Origin of the sequence: Streptomyces ambofaciens ATCC 23877 (assembly GCF_001267885.1) — a bacterium.
In the GTDB taxonomy this organism is placed as follows: Bacteria; Actinomycetota; Actinomycetes; order Streptomycetales; family Streptomycetaceae; genus Streptomyces; species Streptomyces ambofaciens.
Genome location: NZ_CP012382.1, coordinates 3,810,975 through 3,826,785, shown reverse-complemented (window position 1 = coordinate 3,826,785; position 15,811 = coordinate 3,810,975). Strand labels below are relative to the sequence as shown.

Below are 15,811 nucleotides of genomic sequence, written 5' to 3'. Positions count from 1 at the left end.
TCAAACCTTCGAAGCCCCCTTCCCGATCACCGCGGGATCACACCCGGGAGCGCGCCTCCGCCATCCGCTGCTCGGCGATCCGGTCGGCCGCGGCGGCCGGCGGAATACCGTCCTCCTTCGCACGTGCGAATATGGCCAGCGTGGTGTCGTAGATCCGCGCGGCCTTCTCCTTGCACCGCTCGAAGTCGAAGCCGTGCAGCTCGTCGGCGACCTGGATGACACCGCCGGCGTTCACCACGTAGTCGGGCGCGTAGAGGATGCCGCGGTCGGCGAGGTCCTTCTCCACCCCCGGGTGGGCGAGCTGGTTGTTGGCTGCGCCGCACACCACGCGGGCGGTCAGCACCGGCACGGTGTCGTCGTTCAGGGCGCCGCCGAGCGCGCAGGGGGCGTAGATGTCCAGGTTCTCCACCCGGATCAGCGCGTCGGTGTCGGCGACGGCGACCACCGACGGGTGCCGCTCGGTGATGCCCCGCACGACGTCCTTGCGCACGTCGGTGACGACCACGTGGGCACCCTCGGCGAGCAGGTGCTCGACCAGGTGGTGGCCGACCTTGCCGACGCCCGCCACGCCGACGGTGCGGTCGCGCAGCGTCGGGTCGCCCCACAGGTGCTGGGCCGAGGCCCGCATGCCCTGGTAGACGCCGAAGGCGGTGAGCACGGAGGAGTCGCCCGCGCCGCCGTTCTCGGGGGAGCGGCCCGTCGTCCACCGGCACTCGCGCGCCACGACGTCCATGTCTGCGACGTACGTGCCGACGTCGCAGGCGGTGACGTACCGGCCGCCGAGCGAGGCGACGAAGCGGCCGTAGGCGAGGAGGAGCTCCTCCGACTTGATCTGCTCCGGGTCGCCGATGATCACGGCCTTGCCGCCGCCGTGCTCGAGGCCGGCCATGGCGTTCTTGTACGACATCCCGCGCGCGAGGTTCAGCGCGTCGGCGACGGCCTCCGCCTCGTTCGCGTACGGGTAGAAGCGCGTACCGCCCAGCGCGGGGCCCAGGGCGGTGGAGTGGAGGGCGATGACGGCCTTCAGGCCGCTGGCACGGTCCTGGCAGAGCACGACTTGCTCATGACCCCCCTGGTCCGAGTGGAACAGGGTGTGGAGGACATCAGCAGGTGCGCCGGTTACGTCGGTCACGGTGGTGACTCCTGTGTAGGTGCGGCGGGTGGAGACGGGTCCCCGTGCGGGTGGCGGGGACTTTGGCATGAGATTAGAGCCTGGCGGTGTCCGCCCGCCGCACAGTGCTCAGGATCACCTCCGCACGGAGTACACGCGTGCGACGATTTGCAGAGGTTCCCGTGCGTTTGTGATCGGCCGACGCAGGTTTTCGGAGCGGTGCGCGGGGGAGGGAGCAGGCGTGCCCAAGGTGTCCTCGGTGATCGTCCCGTACGCGGCGTACCTGCGCGTGTACGAGCCGCTGGCCGCCTTCCCGGAGGAGGAGCGCGGTCACTGGACCCGCTACGCCCGCCGCACCGACCTGCCCTCCTACCAGGACGAGCTCCGCCGCTCCCTCGCGGACCTGCTGCCCGTCCCGCCGGTCCCCGTGCCCGTGCACGAGAGCGCGGACGCGTTCGTGACCGAGGTCGACGGCGTGGTCTGCGTCTGCCCCTGGCGGACCCGACTGCGCGGCTGGCAGGCCCTGGAGGAGCTGGCCGAGGACTTCCCCGAGCCCGTGCTGGACGCCCTGCTGCCCCCGTTCGTGCGCCGGCAGAGCGCCCAGGACTACGAGCGTTGGCTGAGGCGCAACCCGGACGCCCGCCCCTGGATCCGCACCGCCACCTGGCAGGTGCCGATCAACTGGTTCGTGCTGGTCTCCGACGCGGAGCGGGAGTACGACAAGGGCGGCGACGGCGACGGGGCGGCCGCTCCGGTGCTGCGCTACCGGACACCGATGGTGCAGGCCCGCCGACGGGTCGCCCGGGGCCTGCGGGCCCTGAAGGAGGCCATGGACGAGGGGCCGCTCATCGACGGTCTGGTGGACGTGGGGCGCTGGCTCGAGGAGTTCCACCCGCGCTCACTGGTGGAGCTGGACTACGGCGGGCTGGTGCACGCGGTGCCCTCCGGTGAGCTGGAGGGCGACCATTCGGCGGCCGACGTGGCCGAGGGCATCGAGGCGCTGCGCGACGGCGACGGGGCCGCGGCGGGGGCGGCGTACGGGCGGCTCGTGGAGCGCTGGCGGGCGGTGCGGGACCGGCGCTCGGCGAACTGACGTTTGACGTACCGCCCGATGTGGGGTTTCGTCTTCCGCTCCGACACGTGCCCGCTGTGGGCTGATGCTCTGCCGACAAGGGACGTAGGTCCCGATCCGGGCGTAAGCGTCAAGCGTGACGGACCGCACGTACATCACTCTTGCGCCCCTTCCCCCTCCTCATGCCAAAATAGGACAAGGAGTCCGGGGAGGGCTCCTTCCGTCCTGCCGTGATGCACTGTGGGCGGAATCTCAGCATTGCACGCTTTGGGGGGTCTCGTGACTCCTGATCGCCACTGTGACTGATCGTCACAGTGGCGTGACTGTCCGCTATGGCATGGTCCATCGGCTTCCGTCGCTGATGAACACCTGGGAGGGCAATTCCATCGGTTTGGCCGACGCGGCTGGACGGATGGTGTAGTTGTAGTGCCGAGGACAAGCCGTTCGTCCTATAACCGACTCGACCCGTGTCCGCCATTTCGGGCAACGCGGGTCAAGGTGCAGAATTTAAAGGAAAGAACCGAGAAGGTTCGGTTCTCCCGAGGAGGCCGCTCATGACCGCTCGCACCCCTGATGCCGAGCCGCTGCTGACCCCGGCTGAGGTCGCCACCATGTTCCGCGTCGACCCGAAGACGGTCACGCGCTGGGCGAAGGCCGGCAAGCTCACGTCGATCCGCACGCTCGGCGGGCATCGCCGCTACCGCGAAGCCGAGGTCCGCGCTCTGCTCGCGGGCATTCCGCAGCAGCGCAGCGAGGCCTGAACAACTGAATAACCGGGCAGAACGGCAGGTCCCCCAACCCGCCGGAGCGCTCGGAACCACAGCTCCACACGACGCCGTTCCTGCCCCAACAGGGGTGCGTCGTCGATCGCGCTGGACTCCGCCGGGTCCAGCGCGATCTTTTTTGTGTGCGGTCCTGTGCCTGGTGGAGGGCGGTCGGCCGGTGCTGTGAGCGGCCTTGTCGGAGTCTGGGGAGGGGTGTCGGATCACCTGTGCGAGGACCCCTGACGGGTAGTGCAATTGCACATATTAAATTGACCAGTTGTAGGGGAGCCGTAAGTGCCACGGTTCCTGAAACTCATGCGGTGACACCCGTCACACGGCTCGGCGCTTGTTGGCTGCGGCATCCGTGCGCTAAAGGAGACGTGAGCTCCAGCAGGACGCTGTGGCAAGGGTGTTGGGGCCGACGGCCCTCAGGCGGTGGGAGCGCTCTCGTCCTCGAGGCCCTCTTGACGCTCCGTCGGAGACTGTGGGGCGGACGAGTCCAGCGCCAGTCGCAGCAGTCGATGGCAGATCGGGCAGTGGCGCGTCAGATGACGGTACGACGACGCCGCCGCCAGATGCGCGCGGAGCAGGGCCCGCGTCTCGTGCCTGACCGATGCCGCCATACGCCACCTCCAGGGACCGCACGGAGAACGTGCCCTGTCTCTGGAGTACCGAGCGAATGTGACGCCGTCAAGGCCGCGAGAGGCGCACTGAAAGCCTTGGGTGGGGGTGGGGCGGCGTGGGCGTCCGGAGAGGGCCGGCGTCGCCCCACGGGGCCTCTCGGCGGAGGGGTCTGCGCGCCGCACCGGATCCGAGGCAACGAGAAGGGCCCGCACCGATCGGTGCGGGCCCTCACTGCGGTCCTGACGGGATTTGAACCCGCGGCCTCCACCTTGACAGGGTGGCGAGCACTCCAAACTGCTCCACAGGACCAGGATTTGCTGCGCTTTTCTTGCGTTGCGCTGCGAGAAGAGACTCTACAGGAGGGCGAGCCCCTGGGTCGAACTCACCCTCCGTACGGCCGTGGTCACGGTGCGAGCGCGTCGATGGCCTTGACGATCCGCTTGTCGGAGACGGGGTACGCCGTGCCCAACGCGTGCGCGAAATAGCTGACCCGGAGCTCCTCGATCATCCAGCGGACCTCCAGCACCTGCCGCGGCACCGGCCTGCCCCGCGGCATCTGCTCCAGCAGCCACGCGTACTCGTCCCGCATCTCGTGGACCTTCTCCATCCGGGACGTGTCCCGCTGGACCCCGGTCGGCATCTGCTGGAGCCGCCGGTCCGCGGCGACCAGATACCGCATCAGGTCCGGCAGCCGCTTGATCCCCGCCTCCGTGACGAAGCCGGGCTTCACCAGCGCGTCCAGCTGCCCCCGCACGTCCTGGAGGTTCGCCAGCAGCGCGGGGCTCCGTACGGCCTTCAGGCGGCGTTCGCAGGCCTGCCAGGCCGCCAGCACCTGCTGCACCTGGCCCACCGTGCGGACGGTCGTGTCGACGATCTCCGCCCGGACCTTGTCGTAGAGCTTCCGGTACGACTCCTCGTCCCAGGCCGGCCCGCCGAAGTCCGCGATCAGCCGGTCCGCCGCCGCCATGGCGCAGTCGTCGAACAGCGCCTGGATCGAACCGTGCGGATTGGCGGACAGCCCCAGCTTCTGCTGGTTGGTCAGCTTCTCGGACGCGAACTTCGCCGGGTTCACCGGGATGTTGCGCAGGATCAGCCGGCGGGTGCCCTTCCACATCGCCTGCGCCTGCTCGGCCTCCGTGTCGAAGAGGCGTACGGAGACGGTGTTCGCCGTCGGTCCGTCGTCGACGAGGGCCGGGTACGCCTTCACCGGCTGTCCGGCCCGGCGCGTCTCGAAGACGCGGGTCAGGGTGCCGATCGTCCAGTCCGTCAGACCCGAGCGCTCCAGGGACTCGCCGCCGCTGCGCTCGGCGGTGGCCGCCGCGGCCTGCGACAGCGCCTTGCGCGCCTTCGGCTTCAGCCGCAGCTTCAGCGCCTCCAGGTCCTTGTCCTCGGCCAGCTTGCGGCGCCGCTCGTCGACGATCCGGAAAGTGATCTTCAGATGGCCCGGGACCTTCGACCAGTCGAAGTCCTCCGCGTCGAACGGCACCCCCACCATGCGCCGCAGCTCCCGCGCCATGGTCACCGTCAGCGGCTCCTGGAGGGGCACGGCCCGCTGGAGGAACTTCTGCGCGTAGTCCGGCGCCGGTACGTAGTTGCGGCGGATCGGCTTGGGCAGGGAGCGGATCAGCTCGGTGACGACCTGCTCCCGCAGGCCGGGGATCTGCCAGTCGAAGCCCTCGTCCGTGACCTGGTTGAGCACCTGGAGCGGAACGTGGACGGTCACACCGTCGGCGTCCGCGCCCGGCTCGAACTGGTACGTCACCCGGAACTTCAGCTGTCCCTGACGCCACGAGTCCGGGTAGTCGTCCTTGGTGACCGCACCCGCCTTCTCGTTGATGAGCATCTCGCGCTCGAAGTCGAGGAAGTCGGGCTGCTCGTGGCGCTTGTGCTTCCACCAGGAGTCGAAGTGCGCGCCGGAGACGACGTGTTCGGGCACCCGCTGGTCGTAGAAGTCGAAGAGCGTCTCGTCGTCGACCAGGATGTCCCGGCGCCGGGCGCGGTGCTCCAGCTCCTCGACCTCGGTGAGCAGCCGGCGGTTGTCCGCGAAGAACTTGTGGTGCGTGCGCCAGTCGCCCTCGACGAGGGCGTTGCGGAGGAACAGCTCCCGGCTGACCTCCGGGTCGATCCGCCCGTAGTTCACCTTGCGCTGGGCCACGATCGGCACGCCGTACAGCGTGACCTTCTCGTAGGCCATCACGGCCGCCTGGTCCTTCTCCCAGTGCGGCTCGCTGTAGGTGCGTTTGAGGAGGTGTCCGGCGAGCGGCTCGACCCATTCGGGCTCGATCCTCGCGTTGACGCGGGCCCACAGGCGGGAGGTCTCCACCAGCTCGGCCGACATCACGAACCGCGGGGGTTTCTTGAAGAGCGCCGAACCGGGGAAGATCGCGAACTTGGCGTTCCGCGCGCCCAGGTACTCGTTCTTCGACGTGCTCCTCCCGCCGTCCCCTCCGGCCTCCTTCACGTCCTTCATGCCGACGTGGGAGAGGAGGCCGGCCAGCAGCGACACATGGACGCGGTCGTCGGGTGCGTCCTCCTCGTTGAGGTGGATGCCCATCTGCTTGGCGACCGTGCGCAACTGCGTGTAGATGTCCTGCCACTCGCGGATGCGCAGGAAGTTGAGGTACTCCTGCTTGCACATCCGGCGGAAGGACGAGGAGCCGCGCTCCTTCTGCTGCTCCCGCACGTACCGCCACAGGTTCAGGAAGGCCAGGAAGTCGCTGGTCTCGTCCTTGAAGCGGGCGTGCTGCTGGTCGGCCTGCGCCTGCTTCTCGGACGGCCGCTCCCGCGGGTCCTGGATGGACAGGGCCGCCGCTATGACCATGACCTCGCGGACGCAGCCGTTCCTGTCGGCCTCCAGCACCATCCGGGCCAGCCGCGGGTCGACGGGCAGCTGGGCCAGCTTCCGGCCGGTGTCGGTGAGCCGCTTGCGTGCGTCCTTCTGTGCCGGGTCCAGCGCGCCCAGCTCCTGGAGGAGCTGCACGCCGTCGCGGATGTTGCGGTGGTCCGGCGGGTCGATGAAGGGGAACTTCTCGATGTCGCCGAGGCCGGCCGCGGTCATCTGGAGGATCACGGAGGCGAGGTTCGTACGGAGGATCTCGGCGTCGGTGAACTCCGGCCGCGCGTCGAAGTCGTCCTCGGAGTACAGCCGGATGCAGATGCCGTCGCTGGTCCGCCCGCAGCGGCCCTTGCGCTGGTTGGCGCTGGCCTGCGAGATCGGCTCGATCGGCAGCCGCTGGACCTTGGTGCGGTGGCTGTACCGGGAGATCCGGGCGAACCCGGGATCGATGACGTACTTGATGCCGGGCACGGTCAGCGAGGTCTCGGCGACGTTGGTCGCCAGAACGATCCTGCGCCCGGTGTGCTGCTGGAACACCCGGTGCTGCTCGGCGTGCGACAGCCGGGCGTACAGCGGCAGGACTTCCGTGAACCGGTACTTCTTCTTCTCCAGGGCGTCGGCCGTGTCCCGGATCTCCCGCTCACCGGAGAGGAAGACGAGGATGTCGCCCTTCCCCTCGCCCATCAGCTCCTCGACGGCGTCGGTGATCGCGGTGATCTGGTCCCGGTCGGCGTCGTCGCCGTCCTCCTCCAACAGGGGGCGGTAACGCACCTCCACCGGATACGTCCGTCCGCTCACCTCGATGATCGGCGCGTCGCCGAAGTGCCGCGAGAAGCGCTCCGGATCGATCGTCGCCGAGGTGATGACGACCTTCAGATCCGGCCGCTTGGGCAGCAGCTGGGCGAGGTAGCCCAGCAGGAAGTCGATGTTGAGGGAGCGCTCGTGGGCCTCGTCGATGATGATCGTGTCGTAGGCGCGCAGCTCACGGTCGGTCTGGATCTCGGCGAGCAGGATGCCGTCCGTCATCAGCTTGATGAAGGTGGCGTCCGGGTTCACCTGGTCGGTGAAGCGCACCTTCCAGCCGACGGCCTCGCCCAGGGGCGTGTCCAGTTCGTCCGCCACCCGCTCGGCGACGGTGCGCGCGGCGATCCGCCGCGGCTGGGTGTGGCCGATCATGCCGCGCACACCCCGGCCCAGTTCCACGCAGATCTTCGGGATCTGGGTCGTCTTCCCGGAGCCGGTCTCACCGGCGACGATGACGACCTGGTGATCACGGATGGCCTCCGCGATCACGTCCTTCTTCTGGCTGACGGGCAGCTGCTCCGGATAGCTGACGGTGGGCACGCGGGCCCGGCGTTCACCGATGCGCTGTTCGGCCTTGGCCACCTCGGCATCGATCTCGGCGAGGACGGCGGCGCGGGCCTCCGGCTTGCGGATCCTCCGCGCACCTTCGAGCCGCCGGCCGAGCCGGTGCGCGTCGCGCAGGGACAGCTCGGTCAGCCGGGAGGCGAGGGTGCCGAGGGCGGGGGCGGGGTGCGTAGACATACGGGTTCCAGGATCTCATCCTCGAGAAAATCCTGGCGAGCGATTTCCGTCCGGCCGCTCCGGGCGTCGCACCGACGCCGGCGCCGTGCCGTTCACCGGGCAACACAAAACCCCCGTCGATGACCTCGACGGGGGTTGAATGTGGCTGGGGCCGGGGTCGAACCGGCGACCTATCGCTTTTCAGGCGATCGCTCGTACCAACTGAGCTACCCAGCCGCGAGGTTTCACGTGAAACCTCAGCGGTCCTGACGGGATTTGAACCCGCGGCCTCCACCTTGACAGGGTGGCGAGCACTCCAAACTGCTCCACAGGACCAAGCTCGTGTACGACAGTGTCGCACACCGTACTGCGTGCCCCCAACGGGATTCGAACCCGTGCTACCGCCTTGAAAGGGCGGCGTCCTAGGCCGCTAGACGATGAGGGCTATCGGCCCGCCTGGGCGCTTCGCAGCGCGTCGGGGACGTGAGAAGCATATGGGATGGCGGGAGGTATCGCCAAAACGGTTTACGGAGGGGTGGGGGTGGGGCCGGTCGGGGACGGGACCCTGCCCGAGGCGGAGGGGCCCGAGCCGGTGGCGGAGGGGCCTGTGCCGGTGGGGGAGGGGCTCGTGGCGGTCGGGGACGGGGTCGCGCCGGGCTGGTTCTCCTTGGGGAGGTGCCGGCTGACCTCGGCCGTCGTCAGGCCCAGGCCGCCGAGCTTGATCTCGTCCCAGGCCTGGAGCCGCCGGCTGTCCCGGTCGAAGTAGAGGATCGACGCCTGGATCGGGTCGGGGTGCCTGCCCTCGACCGCGCGCAGGCCGCTGCCGCCGGTGGAGCCCTCGATGCGCAGGCGGGTGCCGTACTTCATGACCTCCATGTCCTCGTGGTGGACGTGCCCGGCGAGGACCAGCGGCACCTCGCCGTCGACCTCGCGGGCCGCCGACGGTTCGTGCGCGACGGCCACGTCGACGGGGGTGCCGGCCGCGCGCTGGTCGCGCAGGGCCGAGGCCAGGCGGGCGCCGGCCAGTTCCTGGGACGCCTCGGCGCCCTCCGGCCGGGAGCGGTCGGGCGTGAACTGCGGGTCGCCGATGCCGGCGAAGCGCAGGCCCGCGACGTTCCGCGCCAGGCCGTCGTCCAGGACGTGCGCGTTCTTCAGGCCCTTCAGGTACTCCTGGGTGACGCGGGAGTCGTGGTTGCCGCGGACCCAGACGTAGGGGGCGCCGAGATCCTCGACGGGGTCCAGGAAGCCGTTCTCGGCGGCGGTGCCGTGGTCCATGGTGTCGCCCGAGTCGACGATCACGTTCACCTTGTACTGCTCCACCAGCGACGCGATGATCTTCCAGCTCGCCGGGTTCAGGTGGATGTCCGACACGTGCAGGACGCGGATCGTGGTCGGGTCGGGCTGGTAGGCGGGGAGGGTGGAGGTGACGTCATAGAGCTTGGTGACGTTCGTGACCAGGCGGGCCAGCTCCTTCTGGTAGACGTCGAACTCGGTCACGATGCTGCGCGCGTTGCCGACGAGGGACGGCGCGGAGGAGAGCAGGCCGGAGAACTTCGGCTCCAGGACGGAGTCGGGGTTCAGGGTCGCGTAGGCGGTGCCGCCGGAGGCGACCAGCAGGGTGAGGGCCATGCCGCCGGCGGCCAGGGCGGGACGTGGGCGGCGGTAGACCGCCAGGCCGAGGGCGGTGGCGCCGGTGACCACGGCGACGCAGGAACGGACGGCGAGGTCGAGCGTGCCGTGCTCGACGTCCCGCGCGACCTCGTCCTGGAGGCCGGAGAGGCGCTCGGGGTGGTCGACCAGGGCCTGGGCGCGGTCGGGGTCGAGCTGGTCGACGTTGACGTCGAGGCGGACCGGGGCGATGTGGCTGTCGAGCCGGAGAGCGCCCAGCGGGGAGACGTTGATCTTCGTGCCGCCGCTGACGGAGGGGCGCAGGGTCATGGTCGTGTTCATGGGGCCGACGGGGACGCGGACGTCACCCACGATCAGCAGCCCCAGCCAGGCTCCGAGCAGGACGACGGTGACGAGACCGGCGGCACGGGTCCAGGGGCGCGACCGAGGGGCGAGTTCCGGCGCTGTGGCCGCCCGGCGGGGCCGGGGGCGGCGGCGGTGGGTGAGGGCGCGCGGGGCGTTGCGGATGGGGTTCATCACCTCGGCCAGGACGTGCAGGACGGCGGCGGGGACGCGGGCCATTGGTCCCGTATGCCCAGGCCGCCGGGCGGGTATGCGGGCGCCGGCGCGCGGCCCCCGCGTGGGAGGGGGTGCGGGGCGCCCGCGGACGGCTGTGTCGTACTCCACGGTCGTACCCGACAATGGGCCTGTGCTGGAGATGACGCGCGAGGAGTTCGAGGAACTGGTCGCCGAGGCCCTGGACCGGATTCCGCCGGAGCTGACGCGGTTGATGGACAACGTCGCGGTGTTCGTCGAGGACGAGCCGCCCGCGGACGACCCCGAGCTGCTCGGGCTGTACGAGGGGACGCCGCTGACGGAGCGCGGGGAGTGGTACGCGGGCGTGCTGCCGGACCGGATCACCATCTACCGGGGGCCGACGCTGCGTTTCTGCGAGACCCGTGAGGACGTGGTGGCGGAGACCGAGGTGACGGTGGTCCACGAGATCGCGCACCACTTCGGGATCGACGACGCGCGGCTGCACGCCCTCGGGTACGGGTGACGCGCTCGGGTCAAGGTCCGCGGTGCGCGGCGCGTGTCCTCTTGTGGGTGACGGGAGTTGGGCACGGCGACTCCTGACCCCCGGAGGTGGCCGCCCGTGCGCCCCTTGAACGTTCCCGTCCGACTGGCCGCCACGGCCGTGGCCGTCGTCGCCGCCGCCGGTTGCATGAGTGTCGGCGACGGCGCGTCCGGCGGGGGCGCCAGGCCGTCGCACTCCACCGGGGAACGCGGTGACGAGGAACCCGGGGGCGGCCCCGCGCTGACGGGCGGGAACGCCGGGTACGGCGCGGCCGCGGCCGACGGGGAACGCGGACGCGGCAAGGGGAAGAAGGGCAAGGGCAAGGGCTCGGACGCGGGCGGGGACAAGGGCGGAGGCAAGGGCGGGAAGGGCGCGGACGCCTCCCCCGCGACCGCGCCGCCCGGACGGGCGACCGGGGCTCCGCCCGCGCAGGGCGGGGGCGAGGAGCCCGCGCCCACCCGGACGCCGCCCCCGGAACCCACCCGCACGGTCGAGCCGGAGCCGACACCGACCCCGGAGCCGCCGGTCACGCCGACGCCCGAGCCGACCCCGGAGCCGTCCTCGTCGGCGCACGAGCCGCCGGGGACGCAGCTGGCGCATCGGGAGCCGGCCCCCGAGGCCGGGGTACCGGTGTAGGGGATACGGGTGGCACCGAGGGGCGGACGCGGCAGCGTCACCGGGGGCCGCGGCCGGGCGGGTGACCTGGTCGGCAACCGGGGCCGCAGCCGGGTCGGCAACCGGGCTGAGCTGGGCATGTGCTACTCGGTTTGCCTTCGGGGGTGGAGGGTGCGTATGGTGGTAGATCGTTTGATCCCATTTGCCCGGCGCCACCGCAGAGCGCGCCGTGTGGCGCGTACTCTCCTTTGCCGTGGTGGACCGCATCGAGGCGGTCGTATTGCGAATCGCGATTCACGGAGTTGACGGGCGCGTGCCGACGAGAGACTCCGGAAGGTTTCGCATTCGCATGTCCATCACCAGTACTGATCACGTCGTCGTGCCCGAGAACGCCGAGGGCGTCGAGAGCACGCCGGAGACCGTCGAGGCCTCCGCGGCCGCCGAGGCTCCCGAAGTCACCTTCGCCGACCTCGGTCTGCCCGAGGGCGTCGTGCGCAAGCTCGCGCAGAACGGCGTGACCACCCCCTTCCCGATCCAGGCCGCGACCATCCCGGACGCGCTGGAGGGCAAGGACATCCTCGGCCGGGGCCGCACCGGCTCCGGCAAGACCCTCTCCTTCGGTCTGCCGACCCTGGCCACGCTGGCCGGCGGTCGCACCGAGAAGCACAAGCCGCGCGCCGTCATCCTGACGCCGACCCGCGAGCTGGCCATGCAGGTCGCCGACGCGCTCCAGCCGTACGGCGACGTCCTCGGCCTGAAGATGAAGGTCGTCTGCGGCGGTACCTCCATGGGCAACCAGATCTACGCCCTGGAGCGCGGTGTCGACGTCCTCGTCGCCACCCCGGGCCGCCTGCGCGACATCATCAACCGCGGCGCCTGCTCCCTGGAGAACGTGCAGATCGCCGTCCTCGACGAGGCCGACCAGATGTCGGACCTGGGCTTCCTGCCCGAGGTCACCGAGCTGCTCGACCAGGTCCCGGCGGGCGGCCAGCGCATGCTCTTCTCGGCCACCATGGAGAACGAGATCTCCACGCTGGTCAAGCGCTACCTGACCGACCCGGTCACGCACGAGGTCGACAGCGCCCAGGGCAACGTGACGACCATGTCGCACCACATCCTGGTCGTGAAGCCCAAGGACAAGGCGCCGGTCACCGCCGCGATCGCCTCGCGCAAGGGCCGCACGATCATCTTCGTCCGCACCCAGCTCGGCGCCGACCGCATCGCGGAACAGCTCTGCGACGCCGGTGTGAAGGCCGACGCGCTGCACGGCGGTATGACGCAGGGCGCGCGTACCCGGGTGCTCGAGGACTTCAAGAAGGGCTACGTCAACGCGCTCGTCGCCACCGACGTGGCCGCGCGCGGCATCCACGTCGACGGCATCGACCTGGTGCTCAACGTCGACCCGGCCGGTGACCACAAGGACTACCTGCACCGCGCCGGCCGCACGGCGCGCGCCGGCCGTACCGGCACGGTCGTCTCCCTCTCCCTGCCGCACCAGCGGCGTCAGATCTTCCGGCTGATGGAGGACGCGGGCGTCGACGCCACGCGCCACATCATCCAGGGCGGCGCGGCCTTCGAGCCGGAGGTCGCCGAGATCACCGGCGCCCGGTCGATGACCGAGGTCCAGGCCGAGTCCGCGGGCAACGCGGCGCAGCAGGCCGAGCGTGAGGTCGCCCAGCTCAACAAGGAGCTGGAGCGGGCCCAGCGGCGCGCGACCGAGCTCCGCGAGGAGGCGGACCGACTGGTCGCCCGGGTCGCGCGGGAGCGTGGCGAGGACCCGGAGACGGTGCTGGCCGAGGTGGCCGCGGCGGTGGCCGAGACCGAGGTCTCGCTGCCCGAGCAGCCCGGCGCGCGGGACGTCGAGAAGGCCGAGCGCGGCGGCGGCAACGGCCGCGACCGCTTCGCCGACCGCGACCGCTCGTTCGAGCGTCGTGATGACCGGGGTGGCGACCGTGGTGGTCGTTCCTTCGAGCGTCGTGACGACCGCGGTGGTGACCGCGGTGGTTTCCGTCGTGACGACCGTGGTGACCGTGGCGGGCGTTCGTTCGAGCGTCGTGATGACCGTGGTGGTGACCGTGGTGGTCGTTCCTTCGAGCGTCGTGACGACCGTGGCGGCGACCGCGGTGGTTTCCGTCGTGACGACCGCGGCGACCGCGGTGACCGTGGTGGGCGTTCGTTCGAGCGTCGTGATGACCGTGGTGGTGACCGTGGTGGGCGTTCGTTCGAGCGTCGTGACGACCGGGGTGGCGACCGTGGCGGCTTCCGCCGTGACGACCGCGGCGGACACCGCGGCAGCGACCGCCCCTTCAACCGCGACCGCCAGGGCGACCGTCCCGGCAGCGACCGTCCGTTCAACCGCGACCGTCAGGGCGACCGTCCCGGCTTCCGCTCCGGCGGCCACGACCGCCCGTACGGCCGTCGTGACGACCACCGCGGTTCCTCCTCTTCCTCCTTCGGCCGCCGTGACGACAAGCCGCGCTGGAAGCGCAACGGCTGACGCCGGCAGCCTGACCGGCTGAGCGCACCGAACGCCGTGGCCCCTGCCCTGACGGGTGGGGGCCACGGCGTTTTCCTCCTCGGGCTGGTGCGCCGACCCGGCGTAGAGCACGGCGTTTCCCGGCCGTCGAGTGACGCATGTCACGCCCCTCGCGAGGGAATTGCTGGGGGCATGACAGATGACGCCAAGGCGAGTGGGCTGTCGGACGAGGAACGGCTGGCCCAGCTCGGCTACACCCAGGTTCTGGCCCGCCGCATGTCGGCGTTCTCCAACTACGCGGTCTCCTTCACCATCATCTCGGTGCTCTCCGGCTGCCTCACGCTCTACCTGTTCGGCATGAACACGGGCGGCCCGGCCGTGATCACGTGGGGCTGGGTCGCCGTCGGCCTGATGACCCTCTTCGTCGGCCTGGCGATGGCCGAGATCTGCTCGGCGTACCCGACGTCGGCGGGCCTGTACTTCTGGGCGCACCGTCTCGCGCCGCCCCGCACGGCCGCCGCCTGGGCCTGGTTCACGGGCTGGTTCAACGTGCTGGGCCAGGTCGCGGTCACCGCCGGCATCGACTTCGGCGCCGCGTCCTTCCTGGGCGCCTACCTGAACCTCCAGTTCGACTTCGAGGTCACCCCCGGCCGCACGATCCTGCTCTTCGCCGCCATCCTGATCCTGCACGGCCTGCTGAACACCTTCGGCGTCCGCATCGTCGGCCTGCTGAACAGCATCAGCGTCTGGTGGCACGTTCTCGGCGTGGCGGTCATCGTCGGCGCGCTGACCTTCGCCCCCGACCAGCACCGGTCGGCGTCCTTCGTCTTCGGCGAGTTCGTCAACAACACCGGCTGGGGCAGCGGCGTCTACGTCGTGCTGATCGGCCTGCTGATGGCCCAGTACACCTTCACCGGCTACGACGCCTCCGCCCACATGACCGAGGAGACCCACGACGCGTCCACGGCCGGTCCGAAGGGAATCGTCCGCTCCATCTGGACGTCCTGGATCGCCGGCTTCGTCCTCCTCCTGGGCTTCACCTTCGCCATCCAGTCCTACGACGGCGCCCTCGACTCCCCGACCGGAGCGCCGCCCGCGCAGATCCTGCTCGACGCGCTCGGCGCGACCGCGGGCAAGCTGCTGCTGCTGGTCGTCATCGGGGCGCAGCTCTTCTGCGGGATGGCCTCGGTGACGGCCAACAGCCGCATGATCTACGCCTTTTCCCGGGACGGGGCGCTGCCCTTCTCCCACGTCTGGCACACCGTGAACCCGCGCACCCGTACACCGGTCGCGGCCGTCTGGCTGGCGGCGCTGGCCGCGCTGGTCCTCGGTCTGCCGTACCTGATCAACGTCACGGCGTACGCGGCGGTGACGTCGATCGCCGTCATCGGCCTCTACATCGCGTACGTCATCCCGACCCTGCTGCGGGTGCGCAAGGGCGGCGACTTCGAGCGGGGGCCGTGGCATCTGGGCCGCTGGTCGCGGGCGGTGGGCGTGGTGGCGGTGACGTGGGTCGGCTTCATCACGGTCCTGTTCATGCTCCCCCAGGTCTCCCCGGTCACCTGGGAGACCTTCAACTACGCGCCCGTCGCCGTCCTGGTCGTCCTCGGTTTCGCCGCGACCTGGTGGCTGGCCTCGGCCCGGCACTGGTTCCTCAACCCCGACCACGAGCGCACCCGGGCGCGCGCGGCGGCCCGGGCGAACACCCCGGAGCCGGTGGACCCGTAGCCGCCGGCCCGCGCGCCTGAGGCCGACGCGGCCGTGTCTCCGATACCCGATCGGCGTCCCGGCCGCGTCGGGCTATGCTCGGTGTGGCAACATCACGCATCACCGTGCAACACCCCCTGGGCCCTTAGCTCAATTGGCAGAGCAGTGGACTTTTAATCCATTGGTTGTGGGTTCGAGTCCCACAGGGCCTACCGGTGGCAGGCGGGCCGTGCGCCCACCGTCCTGTCGCGCAGCGTCCGGGTCGGCTCCGTCCGACCCGGACGCTGCTTCGTTCTCGAGCCCCGCCCGAACCTCTCCCGGCGGCCGGACGTCCGTCCGCCGCATCCGCACCACCGCAGCCGCGCACACGGAGCGGCCTGCGTCCGCCTTCGGCGG

At 70.5% G+C, this 15,811-nt stretch carries 10 protein-coding genes and 5 tRNA genes; 7 read left to right on the top strand and 8 right to left on the bottom strand.

Annotation, left to right across the window (positions count from 1 at the left end; all coding sequences use genetic code 11):
* Positions 1 to 37 precede the first annotated feature (37 nt).
* A complete protein-coding gene (locus SAM23877_RS17000; RefSeq protein WP_053133509.1) occupies positions 38 to 1,132 on the bottom strand; it encodes a Leu/Phe/Val dehydrogenase in 1,095 nt (364 codons plus the stop codon).
* Positions 1,133 to 1,352: 220 nt separating this feature from the next.
* Here SAM23877_RS17000 and SAM23877_RS16995 point away from each other — a divergent pair, with 220 nt between their 5' ends.
* On the top strand, positions 1,353 to 2,204 hold the full coding sequence (locus tag SAM23877_RS16995) for a DUF8083 family protein (RefSeq protein WP_053133506.1): 852 nt from the start codon (positions 1,353 to 1,355) through the stop codon (positions 2,202 to 2,204).
* 533 nt (positions 2,205 to 2,737) lie between these two features.
* Positions 2,738 to 2,944 (top strand): developmental transcriptional regulator BldC, encoded by a 207-nt coding sequence (gene bldC / locus SAM23877_RS16990; RefSeq protein ID WP_003949541.1) that lies wholly within the window; start codon positions 2,738 to 2,740, stop codon positions 2,942 to 2,944.
* A 431-nt stretch (positions 2,945 to 3,375) separates the two neighbouring features.
* On the opposite strand, the gene SAM23877_RS41275 is transcribed toward bldC, so the two are convergent.
* The 7 genes from SAM23877_RS41275 to SAM23877_RS16955 form a co-directional block, all read right to left on the bottom strand.
* Positions 3,376 to 3,570 carry a DUF6274 family protein gene (locus SAM23877_RS41275; protein WP_053133502.1) on the bottom strand — a complete coding sequence of 65 codons (195 nt, stop codon included), beginning with the start codon at positions 3,568 to 3,570 and terminating at the stop codon, positions 3,376 to 3,378.
* A gap of 235 nt (positions 3,571 to 3,805) precedes the next feature.
* Positions 3,806 to 3,880 (bottom strand) — tRNA-Asp (locus tag SAM23877_RS16980).
* A gap of 94 nt (positions 3,881 to 3,974) precedes the next feature.
* Entirely contained in the window at positions 3,975 to 7,952 is a 3,978-nt protein-coding gene (hrpA, locus tag SAM23877_RS16975; RefSeq protein WP_053133499.1) for an ATP-dependent RNA helicase HrpA, read from the bottom strand.
* A 142-nt stretch (positions 7,953 to 8,094) separates the two neighbouring features.
* A tRNA-Phe gene (locus SAM23877_RS16970) sits at positions 8,095 to 8,168 on the bottom strand.
* Positions 8,169 to 8,192: 24 nt separating this feature from the next.
* Positions 8,193 to 8,267: transfer RNA gene (locus SAM23877_RS16965), tRNA-Asp, on the bottom strand.
* Positions 8,268 to 8,303: 36 nt separating this feature from the next.
* A tRNA-Glu gene (locus tag SAM23877_RS16960) sits at positions 8,304 to 8,376 on the bottom strand.
* Between the two features lie 80 nt (positions 8,377 to 8,456).
* The gene (locus SAM23877_RS16955) at positions 8,457 to 10,121 is read right to left on the bottom strand and encodes a metallophosphoesterase family protein (protein WP_053133495.1); all 1,665 of its coding nucleotides are present in this window, start codon (positions 10,119 to 10,121) and stop codon (positions 8,457 to 8,459) included.
* A gap of 127 nt (positions 10,122 to 10,248) precedes the next feature.
* Between SAM23877_RS16955 and SAM23877_RS16950 the strand changes: the two genes are divergently transcribed.
* The 5 genes from SAM23877_RS16950 (at position 10,249) to SAM23877_RS16930 (ending at position 15,627) form a co-directional block, all read left to right on the top strand.
* Complete coding sequence (locus tag SAM23877_RS16950; protein ID WP_043383624.1) at positions 10,249 to 10,599, top strand: metallopeptidase family protein; 351 nt, start codon at positions 10,249 to 10,251, stop codon at positions 10,597 to 10,599.
* 96 nt (positions 10,600 to 10,695) lie between these two features.
* Complete coding sequence (locus SAM23877_RS16945) at positions 10,696 to 11,253, top strand: hypothetical protein (protein WP_053133492.1); 558 nt, start codon at positions 10,696 to 10,698, stop codon at positions 11,251 to 11,253.
* Between the two features lie 328 nt (positions 11,254 to 11,581).
* Positions 11,582 to 13,729 (top strand): DEAD/DEAH box helicase, encoded by a 2,148-nt coding sequence (locus SAM23877_RS16940; RefSeq protein WP_053133489.1) that lies wholly within the window; start codon positions 11,582 to 11,584, stop codon positions 13,727 to 13,729.
* 171 nt (positions 13,730 to 13,900) lie between these two features.
* Complete coding sequence (locus SAM23877_RS16935) at positions 13,901 to 15,436, top strand: amino acid permease (protein WP_053133486.1); 1,536 nt, start codon at positions 13,901 to 13,903, stop codon at positions 15,434 to 15,436.
* Between the two features lie 118 nt (positions 15,437 to 15,554).
* Positions 15,555 to 15,627, top strand: a tRNA-Lys gene (locus SAM23877_RS16930).
* The last annotated feature ends 184 nt before the right edge of the window (positions 15,628 to 15,811 follow it).